We start from the raw sequence: 18,694 nt of genomic DNA on the forward strand, positions 1-18,694 counted from the left end.
GATCAATTAATTATCATACATTAATATAAATTCTGATTTTGATGGATTGAATGATGGAAAACTTCACTCCGATTTCCGCCCTGATTGGCGGTGGACTTATTGGTCTGGCCTCTGGCCTTTATCTTTTGCTCAATGGGAGAATTGCCGGGATTAGCGGCATTCTTGGCGGTTTGTTGACTCCGACCAGGGGTGGTTCTGCTGTTTTTGAACGACTGGCCTTCATCATCGGACTGGTTGTCGGTCCGTTCATCCTGATGAACACAACCGAGATCGAAGCCCAGAGTGTCGTGACAAGCTCATTACCGGTCATCGTCATTGCCGGTCTTCTGGTTGGTCTTGGCACCACGATTGGTAGCGGTTGCACCAGTGGTCATGGCATTTGCGGCCTGTCGCGGTTCTCGCTGCGATCGCTGGTCGCGACCCTGTCATTTATGGCAGCAGGCTTTGTCACGGTTCTTGTCACCCGCCATCTGATGGGAGGCATGTAATGCGGATAATTGTTTCCCTGATTTGCGGCACGATTTTCGGCTTTGGCCTTTACATTTCGGGCATGATCGACCCGCAAAAGGTTCTGGGTTTTCTTGATATCTGGGCGATTGCCGATGGGGGATGGGATCCGAGTCTTGCGTTCGTCATGGGCGGTGGGCTGGCGGTTGCCATTCCAATCTTCCAGTTTGCAAAGAACCGGACCGAGGCGGTCTGTGGCGGCGAGATGAGCCTGCCGACCAACCGTGCCATCACCACCAAACTGGTTGTTGGCGGCCTGTTGTTTGGTACCGGTTGGGGACTGGTTGGGTATTGCCCGGGTCCGGCCCTTAGTGCACTGGCCTTCGGCCATACAGATACGATTATTTTTGTGGTCGCGATGATTGCCGGCATGGGCGGCGCGCGTGCCATCGGTCTGAACAAATAAACCCGGCCAAAGACTGAACCCGATAATCTGCGGCCGGTTTGATCCCCCAGACGCTGGCCGCAGGTTTTGCAACCGCCCGTGCTTTACGCCGGGCGGTTTCGCATTTCCGGTCAAAATTTGACTAAAATCTCGCAGCACCGGGCTTGTCTTTAGCGTTAAAATCCCATAACTCAGCAAGAGCGCCACATTGACGACCACAGAGGTTTTTGCATGAAGATCGGCATTCTTGAGACCGGATTCGCCCCGGAAGAACTTCGCGACGATTTCGCCTCCTACCCCGGGATGCTCGAAAAGCTGCTCGGCGACGTTGACCCGAGTCTTGAGTTTCAAACCTGGACCGTTCTGGAAGACGTTTTTCCGGATTCAATCCGCGATGCTGATGGCTGGGTGATCATGGGATCAAAACATGGCGTTTATGAAAACTTGCCTTGGATGATCCGCCTGCAGGACTTCCTGCGCGATGCGGTTTCTGCCGGTCAGCCGGTTTTTGGCATCTGTTTCGGTCATCAGATCCTGGCAACAGCACTTGGTGGCAAGGTCATCAAGTCCGACAAGGGTTGGGGTGTGGGCGTACATGAATACGCGGTTGATGCACGCAACAGCGACTGGCTGTCTGACAGCCCGACGAAGATCCGCATCAATGCTTTCCATCAGGATCAGGTGGTTGAGCCACCAAAGGGTGCAACTGTCTGGGCAAGTTCCGACTTCTGCCCCTATGCCGGCTTGCAATATGGCGATAATGCCGCCTCGATCCAGCCGCATCCGGAGTTCATGAAACCATACGAGACCGCCCTTTTGCAGGCCCGTTATGACCTGATCCCCGATGATGTGCATGAAGCTGCCATGAAGTCACTTGAGACGCCGATCACGAGTGTCGATTTCGCGCGCTCGCTCGTGAAGTTCATGACACGAAAGCGTATCAAGTCCGCTGCCTAAGGCGCGGATCATATCGACATCACGCACCAAATCACAGAAAGCCACCGGAAATCCTGGTGGCTTTTTTCGTGCCTGAAGATGCAAAACACTTTATCAACCAAAGGTGTTGCATGATCCTGTTCAACCATGGACGCAGCAAAATGATGTGATCGACCGCAGAATGTCGACGTTCAAGTTTGGACCACCGAGAGACTGCGCAAATGAAGAATAGGCACCCGAAGCGATGATCCAGAATCTGCGGCTGTATTCCGGCCTGACCATGTTTGCCTATGTGCTGACGCATTTGCTGAACCATACGGCAGGCATCGTTTCACCGGAACTGATGGAAAAAGCCGGGGAATACACCACGGAAGTCTGGCAGTTTCCACCGCTTGAGATCCTGTTGGTGTTGTCGCTGATAACGCACTTTTTGTTGGCAACCGCACGCCTGACCAGCCGCCGCACCTTGCGCCTGCGCAAATCGGAATGGGCACAGATGATCCTTGGCCTGTGCATTCCGTTCCTGCTGTTCCGCCATATCATCGCGACCCGGGTTATCGATCTGGGCTTTGATGTTGATTCACCGTTTGAACGCGTTCTTCTGGATCTGGCCGTGTTTATTCCGCATCAGGGCATCTTGCAGGCGATCACGGTGATTGTTGTCTGGGCGCATGGCTGCATCGGCATTCATTTCTGGCTGCGGGTCAAACCGTTCTATCCGAAATGGCGCAATACGCTTGGCACGCTGGCAATTCTGATCCCGACACTTTCGCTTGCCGGTTACTCAGCCGCGGCGGCCGAGGTGATCCGCCGCGCAGAGGAAGGCGGACGCAAATATGTGTTTGGGGTGATTGATGCCGCCAATGTCAATCAGGACGCCATCACCTTCTATGAAAACGCGATTTTGCCCTTCACGATCCTGAGTGTCGCCCTTGCGCTGGCACCTTTTGGTGTGCGCCAGATCCGACAGACCTTTGATCGGGTCAAGCGCGGCCCGATGTTGAGCCTGCCCAACGGGCGTTTCGTGCGTGTACCGCCCGGTGCCACAGCGCTTGAGGCGCTGCGCGATGCCGGTGTTCCGATGGCATCGGTTTGCGGCGGGCACGGGCGCTGCACGACGTGCAGGATCCATTGTGGATCAGGCAGTGATCACCTTGCCCCTCCCGGTGATATCGAGGCCGCAGCACTCAAAAGCATTCAGGCCCCCAAGGGCATGCGCCTTGCCTGTCAGATCAGACCGCAGAATGATCTGGCGGTCGCCCCGCTTTTGCCGCCCAACGCCACCGCGCGTGACGGACGACGTCCCGGCGGACTTTCGGGCAGTGAAAGACAGGTTGTTTGTATCTTTATCGACTTGCGCGATTCGACCAAGCTTGGCGAAAGCAAGATGCCCTATGACGTGCTTTTCATCCTCAACCAGTTCTTTGCCGAGATGACCGAGGCATTGCGCGGCACAGGTGGTTATTACGCGCAGTTTACCGGCGATGGCCTGATGGCGCTTTATGGTCACGAAAGTGATGATACCGAACGCACCATCTTGCAGGCCTTTGAGGGAGCCGCCGAGATGCTGCGCCGGATCGAAGGCCTTAACCTGCATCTTAAATCCGAACTTCCCCATGCGTTGCGCATTGGAATTGGCATCCATATGGGCAAGGCAATTGTCGGGGAAATGGGCCCGCCCGGCCGCGAAAACATCAGCGCAATCGGCGATACGATCAACACCACCGCCCGCCTTGAAGCCCAGACCAAGGGGCATGGCGTACCCTTGGTGATTTCCAAGACGCTGTTTGATCACGGGCCGATTCCCTTGCCGGAAAACGCCGTGATGCATGAGGTTGCGCTGCGCGGCAAGGATCAGTCGGTTGCCTATTATGCGCTTGAAACCATGCCGGATCTGACACAAACCAAGAATTAGTCGATGTCTTATGTCTGTGCCTCAGGCAAGGCTTGACTATTGGCAGGAAAACCACATTTATTTAGTCAGGGTCTGTACCCACTTGAATGCTTAAAACGTTCGGTGCCGAATGCCTCGGGTCGAACACTTAGATGCCCGAAACGCACAATGCGTGGGATCTGAAAACAACCACACTCGCTCTGATGGAGGAGGTGCTGCAAATGTCACGAATTTCAATGTTCAACAGCCCGTTGCTTTTGGGTTTTGACCAGATCGAACGCGTTCTTGATCAGGTCTCGAAAACCAAGGCCGAGGGTTATCCGCCCTATAACATCGAACAGATTGGTGAAAACAAACTGCGAATCACTGTCGCAGTTGCCGGATTTGCCGAGGAAGACCTGTCGGTAACCACTGAAGACAACCAGCTGATCATTCGCGGCAAACATACCGATGATGACAGCGAACGTGTTTATATCCACCGTGGCATTGCGTCACGACAGTTCCAGCGCTCCTTCGTCCTTGCCGAAGGCATCGAAGTCGTCGGTGCGCATCTGGATAATGGTCTGCTGCATGTTGACCTGAACAGACCCCTACCGGAACCGGTCGTCCGCGAAATTGCGATTGGCTCGAACAAGAAAAAAGCTGTGCCGTCAAAAACCATCGACATGAATGTCGAGGACGAGGATAGCAATGCTGATCAAATAGACGGCAAAGCCTAACCAAGGAGTGGTTCAAATGACAAATCGAACAAATAACCACGATACCGAAAGCGATCAGCGGATCGGCCAGGATACCGGTCTTCTGTCAAATGGTGACTTCGCCCTGTTGGGTATTCATGATTTTGCCTATGTGCGTCCGGTTCCCAATACGGAGAACGACAGCGACGAACTGGTCTATGGCGTCTTCACCGCCGACGGTACCCATATCGCGTCGTTTGAAAACCATGCCGTCGCGGATGCCGCCATCCGCCAGCACGACATGGAGCCCCGCGCGGTTCACTAAGTCGCCTACAATGCTAAGATGCTTTTGAAGTACCCGGCCCGCCGGGTACTTTTTTCAGTTCATTCGGAGGTTTGACCAAGTTGAGCGACACGTCGAACGAGAAAGCATCGAAAACACTGTCAGAGCTGCATAACTGGCGCCTGATCCGCAATGCTCGCGGGCGCGCGGATGCCCCTTTGATGGTGCTGTCGCACGGGTTCGGGACCGATCATCGTAGTTGGCGACTGTTGTTGCCAGACCTTCTTAAACATTACGATATCGGGGTGTATGACCTTGCAGGGGCAGGCCCGAACAGCAGGGCAACATTCGAAGACGGAAGACATACATCCATTACCGCTTTTGCCGATGATCTGATAGCGATCCTTGATGAACAAGGCATTTCATCTGCAAAAATACTGACGCATTCCGTGAGCGGTATGGTTGCCTTGATCGCGGCCTGCAAACGCCCCGAGATATTTGATCATATTTCCATGATTGCGCCTTCACCACGCTATCTCAATGAAGGTGACTATCACGGCGGTTTCTCGCAAAATGATCTTGATGGTCTTTTTGGCGCAATGGAAGCAGGTTACGAAGATTGGGCAAACGGGTTTGCCCCGGTGATTGTCGGCGACGAATTTCCTCTGTTCGTTCGTGAATTTGCGTCCGGCCTTCTGGCCATGCCAACCCAAACCGCAATAAAGATAGCACGGTTCATTTTTCAGTCTGACTTCCGCGATATCCTGCCAAAAATTACGATCCCAACCACAATCATTCAACCCGCCCGGGATCCTGCCGTACCGCTGGAAGTTGGTCATTATCTGAATGCTAAACTTGCCAACAGCACGTTACACATCATCGATTCATACGGGCACCTGCCACAACTGACAGCGCCCTATGAGGTGCTTTATTGCCTGAAAGAAAGCATACCCGAATAAATAAGGTGCTCTAAGATATGGTCTAGCGGATTTCGATGACTTCGCCGGGTGCAGCGATGCGGACCTGCTCGTTCCCACGCAGCATCTGGGCCATTTCCGCGCGGACATTGCGTTTGACGTGATAAAGCCAGAAACGCGCGCCGGGCATGTCAGAGGCCAGTTTCAAAACCGTTTCCAGATCACAGTGAGCTGCATGTTGCGGGTCATGTTTGATCAGATAGGTTTCCTGAAACACCAGATCCGCACCCGTAAACAGGGCGGCGGTTTCTGCTGTTACATTGCCATCACCGGAATAGGCAAATCCCTTGTCCGCGTAGCGCAACAGGATCGCGTGATTCTGCACACTGTGATCGGACCGCGCGAAACGGCATTCAAACGGACCAATTGAATTTGTCTCGGCAATCGAATGCCAGATGATGGTAAACGGCCAGGCTGACCCAAGCCCGGTAAAACCGAGTTCCATCAGTTTTTCAAGATGCGTGCGCAATTGCGGGCTGCATAGAATGCGCAACGGCTTTGAACGGCCATCATCGCGCCAGTTCAGCATGACCGGCACAAGACCGAAAACATGATCGGGATGCATGTGGGTGAAATAGATCGCATCAATCGCATCCGGATCGGGAAACTTGGCCATCAGCCGCCCGGCCGCCGTTGCCCCGCAATCGATCAAGAGGCGAAAGTCGCCCGCAGACACCACGACCGACGAATTTTCAAAGTTCGGATCGAAGGCCTCGCCCACACCAAGAACATCAATGCGCAGATGATCGCTGTTCATTCCTTATCGCCCCGTATTTCCCCTGCAAGCCCGGAGCATATCAGCTCCAAGTGTCTCAAGCCGACATTCTTGTGACTTCCCCCTGCTTAAGGCAAGTGGTTCCCCGCAGGATACCTTGATCATCTTCAAACTGTCATATTCCATGACAAAAGGGCGGAGCCGTTTGGCTCCGCCCTTTCAATGGCAGCTTTCGATCGAAGAATTCGGCCTTGATTAGCGCGTCAGCACTTCGGCCGCTTCGCGCGTGCGCTGTACAGAGGATGCGACCGTATCGGTCGTCGTGCGAATGGCGGCAAGGTTATCTGACATGTTTTCGACAGACCGGGCCATGTCGCGCACGCTGGTACTGACATTTTCGGTAACCGCCGTTTGCTCTGTCACCGCCGAAGAGATGTTGGTGACATCGTTACGGACAGTTTCAACCGAACCACGGATGGTCTCCAAAGCACCGGCGACCTCGGCGGAAATTTCCTGAATACCGGTAATTTCCTGGGTGATGTCTTCGGTGGCACGCGCCGCCTGATTGGCAAGGTTCTTGACCTCGTTGGCAACAACGGCAAACCCTTTGCCAGCTTCGCCCGCACGGGCACTTTCAATCGTCGCGTTCAGTGCCAACAGGTTGATCTGCCCGGCAATGTTGCGAATGACTTCAACGATATTGCCCATCTCGTCAACCACGCCTGTCATGCGCTGGGTCATTTCGTTGGCGGTGTTGGTCTGCTCGTAGGCGCGCTCGGTTGCGCCCTGTGACTGGGCCATGCTTTGGGAAATCTCGGCAATTGAGGCGGCCATCTGTTCGGTGCTGGCCGCAACGTTGCGGGTCAGTTCCATCGTGTTGGTTGACGCATCAACGCTTTGAACCGTGCGCGTGTTGAGCTCGGTGATATTGTTGTCGATCTCGGTAAAGTTACCGTCGATCATTTTTTTAAGGTCGATCAGAAGCTTGGTTTTTTCGGTGATATCGGTGGCAAATTTGATCACCTTGATCGGTTTGCCAACAGCATCAAGAACCGGGTTATAGGTCGCTTCGATCCAGACTTTCTTGCCATTCTTGCCCACACGGGCGAACTGACCGGCCTGGAATTTTCCCTGGTTCAGGCTTTGCCAGAAAGCCCGGTACTCTGAAGAATTTTTCTGATCTTCAGGCAAGAACATGCTGTGATGCTTGCCCTTGATTTCATCAAGGCTGTAGCCCAGCACAGACAGGAAGTTCTCATTGGCGGTCAGAATCGTGCCATCCAGATTGAACTCGATCACCGCCTGCGAGGTGCTGATCGCATCAAATACGCTTTGCAGCAACGCACGTTCGTTACGACGTTCGGTAATGTCGGTCGCAAACTTCACGACTTTGGTTACATTGCCCTTCGCGTCGAGGATCGGGTTGTAAGTGGCTTCAAGCCAAATCAACGATCCGTCACGACGTTTGCGCGGGAAGGCCCCGGTCAGAAACTCACCTGATGCCAGTCTCTTCCAGAAATTTTTGTAATCTGCCGAACTGATGAGCTCTTCGGGGACAAACAATGAGTGATGTTTGCCGATAAGATCGCTGGCCTTGTAGCCCATCGTCTTTTCGAAGTTTTCATTCAGCGAGAGGATCTTGCCTTCCGCGTTGAATTCGATGCGTGCCATTGAGCGACCGAGCGCAGCGGTGACTTGTTGTTCATTACGCGCCTCGACGTCGCCCTTTAAAAATCCAATACCCACTTTTATACCCTTTGCGTAAACGGGTTTATCCCGTTAATTCCCGTCAGCCTCGCGGGGTTATTGACCGTTTGGTCAAAATTAAGAACGCGCAACAAGATCTCTCATACATACGCATGATAAGACCTAAGCCTGCGAGCGTTCACTTCTCATGCGAGAGGATACGGTGAGATCTTCAACACAGATCATTCCCGGTTTTCAAACGACTTGCGTTTGATGAGTCAGATGTTCGGAATTTCTTGCAGTTTTTCAAACTTTGCATCGGGTACGCTAGGCTCTCAGCCATACCGGGCGAAGTTTGAAGTATTTCTGCCGTTGAATAAATAATCCCGCTTTGAACAAATGATCACCTATACCAAACATATACTTTTGATTAGCGCAAGTGAATTTGCTTGGCTACACAGAAAAAGTCAGTTCGTGAGCAACAATATTTAATTTTATTAGTTATATTACAGCTGCTTAGAAAGCTTCTTGGCAACGACAAAAACATTCTACCGTATTCCAATGAGATTTATCTCACGCACAAGAGGATGCTTGGACCCTAGCTTGCAACCCTTTTGCATAGCTCTCGGAAAGTAATGCAATGCGTGTAGCTATTGCACCACATCGAAGAAGTTACCCAAGTGCGGACAGGAGCTTGTGAGTGCAACCAGATAATCATCCGTTCCGTTGAACGTGCGTCGATGTTCTTAGGCAACAGCGTGTTTGTACAATCAGACCCGTTCGAAACCTGGTAAACCTTCTGCACCAAGACAAGGCATGAGTCCGCATTTTGATGTCACAAACAAATGGGCCAAAGCCTTTCAGCTTTGGCCCATTTATATAGATGCACATGAGTTTGAATAATTTTAGCGGGCAAGAACTTCTGCTGCACGTTCAGTGCGATCAACCGAGTCTCCAACCAGAGTGGATATCTGATTGATTTCATCAAGATCTGATGAGAGCTGTTCTACCGCCAGAGCCATACTTTGCATGTTCTGCGATACGTCACCGGTTACCGAAGTTTGTTCCTCAACCGCAGACGCAATATTGGTCACGCTGTCACGAGCGGTTTCAATTGAACCACTTATGGCCTGAAGCACGTTGACGACCTCGTTAGATATGTTCTGGATTCCTGAAATCTCTTCAGAAATCTGGTCAGTCGCTTTGGCCGCCTGATTGGCGAGATTTTTTACCTCGTTTGCCACCACGGCAAAACCCTTTCCAGCTTCACCTGCGCGAGCACTTTCGATCGTAGCATTCAACGCCAGCAAGTTAATCTGGCCGGCAATGCCTTGAATAACCTCTACGATACTGCCCATAGACGCGACAACTTCTGACATTTTTTGTGTCGAGCTGTTGGCGGCCTGTGTCTGTTCAAAAGCCCGTTCCGTCTCGTCGCGAGATTTATTCATGCTGCGCGCTATTTCCGAAATTGAAGCTGCCAGCTCTTCAGCACTTGCCGCAACTGTCTGGACGGTTGCCGAAGTCTCCTCAGCTGAGGAGGCACCACTTTGGGCAGCTTGCTCAAGCTTCTGGATATTCTGGTTAATCTCTGAAAAATTGGTATCGATCATCTTCTTAAGATCGACCAGCAGGGAGACCTGCTCTGTAACGTCTGTTGCGAACTTGATAACCTTGAAGGGCTTGCCGTCCTGGTCGAATACCGGGTTGTAAGATGCTTCGATCCAGACTTCCTTTCCAGATTTGGCAATACGCTTGAACTGGGCTGCCTGATACTCGCCTTCACCAAGGTTTTTCCAAAATTCGGCGTATTCCGGGCTTTTGCTGTACGCGTCTTCAACAAATATACGGTGTTTTTTTCCAACAATTTCCTTGAGCTCATAGCCCATTACTTTGAGGAAATTTGCGTTCGCTGTCAGGACCGTACCATCAAGATCAAACTCGATCACAGCCTGCGAGCGATCAATCGCCTGCAAAACACTATCCTTTACAGCCGCTTCCTTGCGTCTTGCGGTGATGTCGGCAGCGAATTTAACAACCTTGATCAGTTTGCCGCGTTCATTAAAAACTGGATTATACGTTGCTTCCAGCCACACTTTTTCACCGTCCTTGCGCACACGCTGAAAGGCACCCGAAGCAAAATCCCCCGATCGCAGTTTTTTCCAAAATTCGGCATAGGGTGCACTTTTGACGATTTCGCCGGGCACAAAAATCGAATGATGCTTGCCTTTAATATCGGAGAGCGAATAGCCCATGACAGCCAAGAAGTTCTCATTGGCACGCAAGATGTTACCGTCAACGTCAAATTCGATGCGCGCCATTGACTTGCCGAGCGCTGCCGTAACCTGCTTTTCACCGCGCGCGTCAGCGTCCCCTTGCAAAAACTGAAAACCCACCTCAATACCCTCACAGCTAAATAACTATACTTTTGGAGAACAACTTGAAGGTAGATATTAGCTATGCAGCTAGTATTTCAACCACGGGGTAGGATAATTTTTCCTCAAATGGTTACGAAAGTATCTATTGCAACTTTTGGCTTGTGGATCTCTGGAGAGAAGGCATTCTCATTCTATTTCGGACTGACATGCGAAAACCCGCGATCAAATTTGCGAAACTCGAGGAAATTCGAATAAGACAGCGTCATATCTGACTGCAACTATTCGCAAATTCAGGCAGGCCACTTCACGATGTAGCGTGTCAGATCAGGATGGGCTTCGTCTTCGGGGATGGCCATGCCACGCACGGACATGCCTGCCATAATGGCCGAGTCTGCGACACCTGTCTTAAGCGGATGCCAGTCCGGAAGTGGTTTTCCCTCTGCCATCAGGCGATAGGCACATGTGGATGGCATCCAGGACAGGGTTTCGACATTTTCCTTGGAAAGCTGCACACAATCGGGAACATGCTGGGTCCGGTTGGGATAATCCTTGCAGCGACAGGTATGACAATCAAGCAGGCGACAAGCGACCGAGGTGTAATAGACAAAATCGTCTTCTTCGTCCTGCAGCTTGTGCAGGCAACATTTGCCACAGCCGTCACAAAGGGATTCCCATTCCGCTTGCGTCATTTCAGCAAGAGTCTTGGTTTCCCAGAATGGTTCAGGTGGCAATGCGACGCGGTCTTTTTTATCCATGATCTCTCTCAGTCGGGCCGTCATTGAGACATAACATAGTCTAACCCGCGCGTAATCCCCGTCGCATTCAAGTCTAACAACGGGTTGATCAACTCTCTGCGATCATGTGGAAGAAGGAGCCAAAAACACTTCCATCCACCAGACCGGCAGGGCCCAGATCAAGACCCGTCGCCGTTTTCATCCGGCAAAACGGCATGCCGTCTTCTAACAGCGTAGTCGCATAGTGGAATTCATGACCACGCAGCTTCATGCCTGCCGGACCAAACGGGGTCGGAATGCCCAGCTGCGCCTCGCGATAGCCAAGATGCAGCCTGCGGCTGGCAAAGCTGGTTTCAAGCGGCAACAGACCAAGCATTTCGTGGCGCGTACCACTGGCATCAACAAGGCCGTTGCCAAGGGTCATGTACCCGCCGCATTCGCCGTAAATCAAGATGCTTCGTTGGGCAGCATCGTGCATGCCAGCCCTGAAAACCTTGGCTGCGGCAAGGGTTTTAGCATGCAGTTCCGGATAGCCGCCGGGCAGATAAATTGCATCACAATCCGGGTTCGGAGCCTCGTTCGCCAATGGCGAGAAAAAGGAAATTTTCGTCCCCGCCGCACTCCAGCCATTCAGAAGATGGGGGTAGCTAAAAGCAAAGGCCGCATCACGCGCCACCGCAACATGACGGCCAAGCGGGGCAATCACGGGTGCGGTCGACTTAACCTTTGCAGATTTTTTGGTTTTCTTCGCCTTTCCGGCGGTTTCACCCACCAGTGCGATCAAGGCATCAAGATCGACATCTTCACTAATGATATCGGCGGCACGATCGAGAAAGCTATCAAGCTCGGCATGTTCACCGGCCTGCACCAGACCAAGATGGCGTTCCGGAAGAATCAGGTCTTCGCTGCGCCGGACCGCGCCAAGCACTGGCAGATCCGGCAGATGTTTGGCACAGGCATCGACAATCATTTGCTTGTGGCGGTCACTGCCCACCCGATTAAGGATCACACCGGCAACATTGATGTCATCACGAAATTTGGCAAAGCCGGAAATCACCGCCGCCGCAGAGGCCGACTGGCCTTTCACATCGACCACAAGAACAATCGGCCACCCGGCAAGGGCGGCAAGATCGGCGGTCGATCCATCGCCGTTGGCGGCACCATCAAACAAGCCCATCACGCCTTCACACATCAAAAAGGCTTTGCCGTGCGTGTGATCGCGGGCCAGACCGTTGATCTGGTCTGGCGTCATTGCCCATGGATCAAGATTGATGCAGGTATCGCGACAGGCGGCGGCCTGAAAGGCGGGGTCGATATAATCCGGCCCGGTTTTGGCCGCGGCAATTTTATGGCCCTTGCGGGTCAGCGCGCGCAGAAGAGCCAAGGTAATGACGGTCTTGCCACTGTTTGACGCGGGGGCCGCAATCACGATCCCCGGAATGGTGTCAGGCATTTTGGGCTGTTCTCCGAGCCGAATTTATTTGCCATGATCATGGCATTACGCGACGGAATAATCAGCCGTTGTTTTTGACCGCCTCGGTCACGCCCTTTGCCATGTCTTCCGGGCTGGTGCCGTAATTGAAGTGGCGGACGAATTTGCCTTCGCGATCCATCAGATACACGAAGGATGAATGGTCCATCAGATAGGTATCGGTATCTTCCGGCTCACCTTCCGGGATTGCTTTGGCGTAGTAAACACGAAACGCCTTGGCGGCCGCCGTTGTCTGTTCAACGGTGCCGGTCAACCCAACCATCCGATCATGGAAGTAGGGCACATATTCGGCAACCGCTTCGACCGTGTCGCGTTCGGGGTCGACGGTGAAAAAGACGGGAGTGATCTCATCTGCGATGTCTTGGGGCATCATATCAAGTGCTGTTCCCATGACCTGCAATTCGGTCGGGCAAACATCCGGGCAGAAGGTATAGCCGAAATAGGTCAGCATGTATTTGCCCTTGAAGTCATCCTGAGTGACAGTTTCGCCATCCTGATTGACAAGTGTGAACGGACCGCCAATCGACGCCGTACCGGACGAATTGGTTTCCGTGCCCATCATCATCAGACGATAGGTCAGACCGATACCAAGAACCAGGGCAATACCCAGAATTGCCAGAAGCGTCTTTTTGCTCACGCGTCCACCCTCATCTCTTTGCCGGTTACGGACAACCGATCTTTGTGTGCCACAAACTGACGGGGCACTATAAATACCCTACACATTCTTGCAAGGTCAGCACCTGTGGGAAAGCTCACACTTGATCACGCTGCCCGACCCCATCAGCCCAATGTCGTTGCTGCCAAGGCAAACAGGATCAGGCCATTAATAATCATGAGTCCACGGCCCACTGGCACCATCAGGGCCCGGAACCGCTGTGCGGCATATTGGCCGACAAAGCCTGTGACAAACAACATCGGCACCGTGCCAAGGCCAAATACCAGCATCACCGCCCCGCCATTAAGCGCCGCACCGGTGGCGGCCGCCATAACAAGCGCACCATAAACCAGACCACAGGGAATAAAGCCCAGCATCACGCCCAGCAAGTATCCCCGCCAGCCATATGGGGCCTGGAAAAGCCCACGCGCGCGGTTGCCAACCAGCTTATTCCACCAGCGTGATTCGCCGGTCGATGGCAACAACCCGCCCAGATGGGGCATCAGGCCCAAAATACCGAAAAGAAGGAAAAACACACCGGCCGCAATCAGCAACACCGGCCCGATCCACCAGACACGGGTGAGGGCGCTGATGCTGTCGGTGAAATAGCCGGCCAGCACGCCCAGCAGGCAATAGGTCGACAACCGCCCGAACTGATAGGGCAAAAGTGCCGCACCGGTGAGACGGCGAAACTCGCTCATTTTCTCGACCGGGAGCTGTTCCATCCGGCTGGTGACCTGACTGATCACGAACGGGCCGCACATGCCGACACAGTGGGTCGCACTGCCCACCAGTCCCGCCACCAACGCAGTCAGAAGCACCCCGCCATCCGTGCGTACGATATCGGCACATTGCGCCCAACCGCTTTCAAGGATGCGTATCAATACCTGCTGTTCGTCCATGATCCATCCGGGTCAAAACATATGCGCGCGATTGTACAGTCGCGCGCCCCACCGGCAACGATATATATCAATCTGTTGCCGCCTTTTCGGGCGGGATCGACGTTCAGTTCTTGAGGGGATCTGCCGGTGCGGTGATCAGATCAAGTACCTGTTCGAACGGCACATGGCGCACCGCGGTCACATCGTCTTGAGGCGAAAGCCAGTTCAGACGATCACGCAGACCGACAACCTTGCCGAGAATGCACACCGCAGGCGGCTCAACACCTTCGCGTTCGACATCATCAGCCGCCTTTTCAAGGGTGGTGATCAGAATTCCCTGTCCCGGTGTGGTCGCCTGACTGATCACGGCAAGCGGTTCATCCGCGGCCCGACCATTTGCCATCAGTTCCGACGAAATCCGGCGCAGATGTTTCATCGCCATATACATGACAAGAACGGGTGCGCCCTTGGCGAGTGCTGCCCAGTTGATATTGTCTGGCACTTCACCACTGGAGCCGTGGCCGGTGACAAAGGTCACCGACGAATTGCAGTCGCGGTGCGTGGTGGGAATACCGGCATAGGCCGCGCCAGCAATCCCGGCGGTAATGCCCGGCACCACCCGGAACGGCACATTGTGATCGACAAGGGTCATGCCTTCTTCACCGCCGCGTCCGAACACGAACGGATCACCGCCCTTAAGGCGCAAAACACGCAGGCCCTGTTTGGCCAGTTCAACCAGTTGCAGGGAAATATCGGCTTGTTTCGAAGATGGACGGCCACCGCGCTTGCCCGCATAGATGCGTTTGGCATCGGGACGCAAAAGGTTCAAAATTCGTTCATCGACCAGTGCATCAAAGACAACAACATCGGCCTGTTGCATGGCGTTGACGGCATGCAGCGTCAGAAGACCGGGATCACCAGGTCCCGCCCCAACAAGCCATACCCAACCCGGTTCAAAAACCGGAAAATCAACACCAAGGTTCGTCATCGCGCGATACTTCTACTTAAATGAAATGCAGCCATCTGTGCAGGACCGCATCAAGAGGATATGTTAAACAGCAATCAAACGATACGCACAACATATTTCCGATATTTTTTCGTATAACTTTTTAAATCACATAATTATTGATGTTTAATTGAGTTTCCCAATCGGATCTTATCCCCGCCCTCAATAGCGAAAACACCGACAGGATTAACAGGAAAAAAACCGACTGATGGCAAGAAAACCGGAAGGACCACTGCGCAAGGGATGGACGACGGGGGCCTGTGCCACCGCCGCAACCCGTGCCGCGTGGCAGGCATTGCTGTCCGGCGTTTTTCCCGATCCGGTCACCATTACCCTGCCTGGCGGAGAAACGCCGTCCTTCAAGTTGATCAAGGCGGAAAAGGGTGATGGCTGGGCGCGCGCCAGCGTGATCAAGGATGCCGGCGATGATCCCGATGTCACCCATGGGGCGGAAATCATATCGACGGTGCGCGTCGGCAAACCCGGCGGCGGCATCACATTCCATGCCGGTGACGGAGTTGGCACGATTACAAAGCCGGGCCTGCCATTGCCGCCGGGTGAACCCGCGATCAATCCCAAACCGCGCGAAATGATGATCGGACAGATCGAAGCACTTTGTGATCAGTATGGCGCAAGCCCCGATGTCGAGATCGAGATTTCCATCCCCGGGGGTGCTGAAATTGCCACCAAGACATGGAATGGGCGATTGGGTATTGTCGGCGGTTTGTCGGTTCTGGGAACCACGGGGATTGTCATCCCGTTTAGCTGTTCGGCGTGGATCCATTCGATCCATCGCGGGATTGACGTCGCGCGTGCGACCGGGCGCGAACATGTTGCCAGCGCAACCGGCAAAACGTCCGAGGCGGCCATTCGCGCATTCTATGGCCTGCCCGAAGAAGCCATTCTTGATATGGGCGACTTTGTTGGCGGGATGCTGAAATATCTTCGCAAGAACCCGATTGCCTTTGTCAGCATCGCCGGTGGCTTTGCCAAACTGGTCAAACTTGCCCAGGGGCATCTCGATTTGCATTCAAGCCGATCACAGGTCGATTTTGATCGGCTGGCAGGAACGATTGCAGCGTGCGGCGGCGATGAAACGCTGCAAGACCAGTGCCGCACGGCCAATACCGCCAAACAGGTTCTGGAACTTTGTCAGGCGGCGGACGTTAAGATTGAAGATGCGATTGCCCGTCAGGCCTGCGAATCCGCACGCGCCACATTGGACGGCGCATCGGCCGTTGAAGTCGTTATTACCGACCGCAACGGCACCATCATTGCCCGCCACGGGATTGGCGAATTTGATCAATTCCGACCGGTGGCATCATAAGCAGCAGTTCGTTAATCTGTTCCCGTGTCTGCACAACAAACAGGCCATCCAAGGTTATAAAGCAACAACAAGGTTCTTTGCCCATGTCCCTCTCCCGCCCTGCCGAACGTCCAAAACGCATTCTTATTTTTGGCGGGACCGGAGACGCAAATCGCATTGCAGAGGACCTGATGCATGAGTTTGGCCGGGATGTTCGTTTGCAACTCTCGCTCGCCGGGCGCACCAGCGCGCCGAGCCTTCCTGATGGCGTCCCTGTTCGCATCGGCGGTTTTGGTGGGCCGGAGGGCATTATCACCCACCTTAAAAACGAACAGATTGATCTGGTGATTGACGCGACCCATCCCTATGCGACCGAGATTTCGCACAATATCGCCAAGGCCTGCCATGCCGTGGCAATGCCTTGCATTCAGTATCACCGTCCGGCCTGGGAACAGACCGAAGATGACAACTGGATCATGGTAAAATCGATTGAAGACGCGGCCAAAATCCTGCCTGACGTTGGCAATCGCGCGCTGATCGCCAGCGGTGCCAAGAACCTGCATGCCTTTGAAGGGCTTGAAAAAACGTGGTTGCTTGTCCGCACCGTTGATGCCCCGCGTGATCCGTTTGATCTGGAATTTGGTGAGTGGCTGTTTGCGCGCGGCCCGTTCAGTGTTGAAAGCGAGACCGAACTTCTTGAACGTAACGAAATCGATGTGATCGTCAGCAAGAACAGCGGCGGTGATGCGACCTTTGCCAAGATCGAAGCGGCGCGGAACCTTGGCATTCCGGTGATAATGATTGAACGCCCGGGCGGGGAGCCGGTCATTCAGGCCCCGTCACGTTCTGAAATCATCGATACCGTTCGTGAGACCCTTAAGAAGGTCTGATGGTCCTGTGCACGCTGGCCAATATCCTTGGCACCTTCGAGACAAGAAAAAACCCCGCCAACGGTTTGGCGGGGTTTTCTTTTTGATCATCTGATCAGCCGTGCGTTTTAGACGAAACGGCGGAACTCACCGGATTTACGCGGCGGGCAGAACCGTTTGAGGTATGACGGCGCAATTGCCTCGAGGCTGTTGGGCGTAATGCCAAGTTCGGCAAAACCGTCCGCACCTTCGGAAACGACGTTATCGGTCTTGAGCAACCGTACCTGATCCGGGGTCAGCGGCGGGACCGGCAGGAACTGCAGGAAGAATGCCTTGATTGAGGCCAGCCAGAACGGAACCGGCATCAGAATGGCGCGCTGACGGGTGATGCGCAGCATGTCCTGCAGAAGCGCCATGAAGGAATAGGTTTCCGGTCCACCAAGTTCATAGGTCTTGCCAGCCGATTTGCCTTCGGTAAGGGCCGTGACAAAAGCATCGGCAACATCGCCAACATAGACCGGCTGGAATTTCGGGCCGCCTTCGCCGTGCAGATCTACCTTGCCTTCACCCAGATCAACTTTCGGAAGGCCCGGTGCGCCAACAACCGGCAGCATCGGCGAGAAACGCGCCATGGTGGCAAACTTGTTCAGGAAATTGTCGTTCGGGCCAAAGATCACCGACGGGCGGAAAATCACCGCATCCGGAAACACTTCACGCACCGCCTTTTCACCGGCCAGTTTGGACGTCGCATAGTTGGCAGAGGTGTTTTTATCCACACCCAGTGCCGACATATGCAAAAGCGTCTTTACACCGGCTGCCTTGGCTTCCTCGGCAATGCGTTTGGCCGCCTTGACGTGGATATTAAGGAAATTCTTGCTGCCGCGTTCATAGAGAATGCCAAGCAGGTTGATCACCGCTTCGGACCCCTCGAGCGCGCCCTTGATGCTGTCTTCGTCGCGCACATCGCAGTGGACCGGAACGACCTGGCCCAGATTGCCCATCGGTTTGAGTTTTTTGACGCGCTCAAAGCTTCTGGTCGGGACGCGAACGATAAAATCACGCTCCAGCAGACGCTTGACGATATGACGTCCGACAAATCCGGTGCCGCCAAAAACGGTTACGATACGACGATCCATGCTTGCTCTCTCCTTGCCGGTCGGGACGATGCGGACGATGCCCACATCAGATACCCGTGCTCGGTGGCCTTGGGGTCCGGAACGCCAAGACGATCCGGTCCGAAACTGATCCTGTGGAAAATCATATGGTGCCTGAACATACGGTGTCCAAACAGACGACAATATGATTTTCCGCAG

18 protein-coding genes are annotated in these 18,694 nt (G+C 53.7%); 9 read left to right on the forward strand and 9 right to left on the reverse strand.

The annotated features are described in order from the left end of the window. Positions 1–53 precede the first annotated feature (53 nt). The 7 genes from AC5Q5A_RS00005 (at position 54) to AC5Q5A_RS00035 (ending at position 5,641) form a co-directional block, all read left to right on the forward strand. Positions 54–488 carry a YeeE/YedE family protein gene (locus AC5Q5A_RS00005; protein ID WP_493893889.1) on the forward strand — a complete coding sequence of 145 codons (435 nt, stop codon included), beginning with the start codon at positions 54–56 and terminating at the stop codon, positions 486–488. After that, a complete protein-coding gene (locus AC5Q5A_RS00010; protein WP_064780331.1) occupies positions 488–913 on the forward strand; it encodes a DUF6691 family protein in 426 nt (141 codons plus the stop codon). The genes AC5Q5A_RS00005 and AC5Q5A_RS00010 overlap by 1 nt, the downstream gene beginning before the upstream one ends. A 210-nt stretch (positions 914–1,123) precedes the next feature. Continuing rightward, positions 1,124–1,849, forward strand: a complete 726-nt coding sequence (locus AC5Q5A_RS00015) for a type 1 glutamine amidotransferase (protein WP_493893890.1) — start codon at positions 1,124–1,126, stop codon at positions 1,847–1,849. Between the two features lie 223 nt (positions 1,850–2,072). After that, positions 2,073–3,743 (forward strand): adenylate/guanylate cyclase domain-containing protein, encoded by a 1,671-nt coding sequence (locus AC5Q5A_RS00020; RefSeq protein ID WP_493893891.1) that lies wholly within the window; start codon positions 2,073–2,075, stop codon positions 3,741–3,743. Positions 3,744–3,943: 200 nt separating this feature from the next. After that, positions 3,944–4,441, forward strand: coding sequence for an Hsp20 family protein (locus AC5Q5A_RS00025; RefSeq protein ID WP_040822570.1), 498 nt, complete (start codon positions 3,944–3,946; stop codon positions 4,439–4,441). A 16-nt stretch (positions 4,442–4,457) separates the two neighbouring features. Beyond that, a complete protein-coding gene (locus AC5Q5A_RS00030; RefSeq protein ID WP_008888938.1) occupies positions 4,458–4,724 on the forward strand; it encodes a DUF1150 family protein in 267 nt (88 codons plus the stop codon). 80 nt (positions 4,725–4,804) lie between these two features. Further along, positions 4,805–5,641, forward strand: a complete 837-nt coding sequence (locus AC5Q5A_RS00035; RefSeq protein WP_493893892.1) for an alpha/beta fold hydrolase — start codon at positions 4,805–4,807, stop codon at positions 5,639–5,641. Between the two features lie 22 nt (positions 5,642–5,663). Here AC5Q5A_RS00035 and AC5Q5A_RS00040 read toward each other — a convergent pair whose 3' ends face one another. From AC5Q5A_RS00040 to cobA, 8 genes are all read right to left on the reverse strand, one after another. After that, on the reverse strand, positions 5,664–6,416 hold the full coding sequence (locus tag AC5Q5A_RS00040; RefSeq protein ID WP_493893893.1) for an MBL fold metallo-hydrolase: 753 nt from the start codon (positions 6,414–6,416) through the stop codon (positions 5,664–5,666). 213 nt (positions 6,417–6,629) lie between these two features. Then, positions 6,630–8,120: a methyl-accepting chemotaxis protein gene (locus tag AC5Q5A_RS00045; RefSeq protein ID WP_493893894.1), complete on the reverse strand. Its 1,491-nt coding sequence runs from the start codon at positions 8,118–8,120 to the stop codon at positions 6,630–6,632. A gap of 845 nt (positions 8,121–8,965) precedes the next feature. After that, complete coding sequence (locus AC5Q5A_RS00050; RefSeq protein WP_493893895.1) at positions 8,966–10,456, reverse strand: methyl-accepting chemotaxis protein; 1,491 nt, start codon at positions 10,454–10,456, stop codon at positions 8,966–8,968. A gap of 272 nt (positions 10,457–10,728) precedes the next feature. Beyond that, the gene (locus AC5Q5A_RS00055) at positions 10,729–11,193 is read right to left on the reverse strand and encodes a YcgN family cysteine cluster protein (protein ID WP_008888934.1); all 465 of its coding nucleotides are present in this window, start codon (positions 11,191–11,193) and stop codon (positions 10,729–10,731) included. Between the two features lie 88 nt (positions 11,194–11,281). After that, on the reverse strand, positions 11,282–12,625 hold the full coding sequence (locus tag AC5Q5A_RS00060) for a cobyrinic acid a,c-diamide synthase CobB (protein WP_493893896.1): 1,344 nt from the start codon (positions 12,623–12,625) through the stop codon (positions 11,282–11,284). Positions 12,626–12,686: 61 nt separating this feature from the next. Next, on the reverse strand, positions 12,687–13,301 hold the full coding sequence (locus tag AC5Q5A_RS00065) for an SCO family protein (protein WP_008888932.1): 615 nt from the start codon (positions 13,299–13,301) through the stop codon (positions 12,687–12,689). 143 nt (positions 13,302–13,444) lie between these two features. Next, positions 13,445–14,221 (reverse strand): sulfite exporter TauE/SafE family protein, encoded by a 777-nt coding sequence (locus AC5Q5A_RS00070; protein WP_063086011.1) that lies wholly within the window; start codon positions 14,219–14,221, stop codon positions 13,445–13,447. 103 nt (positions 14,222–14,324) lie between these two features. Further along, on the reverse strand, positions 14,325–15,188 hold the full coding sequence (gene cobA, locus AC5Q5A_RS00075; RefSeq protein ID WP_493893897.1) for a uroporphyrinogen-III C-methyltransferase: 864 nt from the start codon (positions 15,186–15,188) through the stop codon (positions 14,325–14,327). A 226-nt stretch (positions 15,189–15,414) separates the two neighbouring features. Between cobA and AC5Q5A_RS00080 the strand changes: the two genes are divergently transcribed. Beyond that, positions 15,415–16,533, forward strand: a complete 1,119-nt coding sequence (locus tag AC5Q5A_RS00080) for a cobalt-precorrin-5B (C(1))-methyltransferase (protein ID WP_493893898.1) — start codon at positions 15,415–15,417, stop codon at positions 16,531–16,533. 83 nt (positions 16,534–16,616) lie between these two features. Then, a complete protein-coding gene (locus tag AC5Q5A_RS00085; RefSeq protein WP_493893899.1) occupies positions 16,617–17,402 on the forward strand; it encodes a cobalt-precorrin-6A reductase in 786 nt (261 codons plus the stop codon). Positions 17,403–17,509: 107 nt separating this feature from the next. On the opposite strand, the gene AC5Q5A_RS00090 is transcribed toward AC5Q5A_RS00085, so the two are convergent. After that, a complete protein-coding gene (locus AC5Q5A_RS00090; protein ID WP_064780318.1) occupies positions 17,510–18,517 on the reverse strand; it encodes a complex I NDUFA9 subunit family protein in 1,008 nt (335 codons plus the stop codon). Positions 18,518–18,694 lie beyond the last annotated feature (177 nt).

Source organism: Thalassospira sp. CA1, assembly GCF_059052855.1.

What these genes read in the sequence shown, in the direction of transcription:
- AC5Q5A_RS00060 (WP_493893896.1), bottom strand. Translation starts at nt 12,625, where the DNA reads ATGCCTGACACCATTCCGGGGATCGTGATTGCGGCCCCCGCGTCAAAC.
- AC5Q5A_RS00085 (WP_493893899.1), top strand. Translation starts at nt 16,617, where the DNA reads ATGTCCCTCTCCCGCCCTGCCGAACGTCCAAAACGCATTCTTATTTTT.
- AC5Q5A_RS00040 (WP_493893893.1), bottom strand. Translation starts at nt 6,416, where the DNA reads ATGAACAGCGATCATCTGCGCATTGATGTTCTTGGTGTGGGCGAGGCC.
- cobA (WP_493893897.1), bottom strand. Translation starts at nt 15,188, where the DNA reads ATGACGAACCTTGGTGTTGATTTTCCGGTTTTTGAACCGGGTTGGGTA.
- AC5Q5A_RS00055 (WP_008888934.1), bottom strand. Translation starts at nt 11,193, where the DNA reads ATGGATAAAAAAGACCGCGTCGCATTGCCACCTGAACCATTCTGGGAA.
- AC5Q5A_RS00070 (WP_063086011.1), bottom strand. Translation starts at nt 14,221, where the DNA reads ATGGACGAACAGCAGGTATTGATACGCATCCTTGAAAGCGGTTGGGCG.
- AC5Q5A_RS00020 (WP_493893891.1), top strand. Translation starts at nt 2,073, where the DNA reads ATGATCCAGAATCTGCGGCTGTATTCCGGCCTGACCATGTTTGCCTAT.
- AC5Q5A_RS00005 (WP_493893889.1), top strand. Translation starts at nt 54, where the DNA reads ATGGAAAACTTCACTCCGATTTCCGCCCTGATTGGCGGTGGACTTATT.
- AC5Q5A_RS00025 (WP_040822570.1), top strand. Translation starts at nt 3,944, where the DNA reads ATGTCACGAATTTCAATGTTCAACAGCCCGTTGCTTTTGGGTTTTGAC.
- AC5Q5A_RS00030 (WP_008888938.1), top strand. Translation starts at nt 4,458, where the DNA reads ATGACAAATCGAACAAATAACCACGATACCGAAAGCGATCAGCGGATC.
- AC5Q5A_RS00010 (WP_064780331.1), top strand. Translation starts at nt 488, where the DNA reads ATGCGGATAATTGTTTCCCTGATTTGCGGCACGATTTTCGGCTTTGGC.
- AC5Q5A_RS00080 (WP_493893898.1), top strand. Translation starts at nt 15,415, where the DNA reads ATGGCAAGAAAACCGGAAGGACCACTGCGCAAGGGATGGACGACGGGG.
- AC5Q5A_RS00015 (WP_493893890.1), top strand. Translation starts at nt 1,124, where the DNA reads ATGAAGATCGGCATTCTTGAGACCGGATTCGCCCCGGAAGAACTTCGC.
- AC5Q5A_RS00090 (WP_064780318.1), bottom strand. Translation starts at nt 18,517, where the DNA reads ATGGATCGTCGTATCGTAACCGTTTTTGGCGGCACCGGATTTGTCGGA.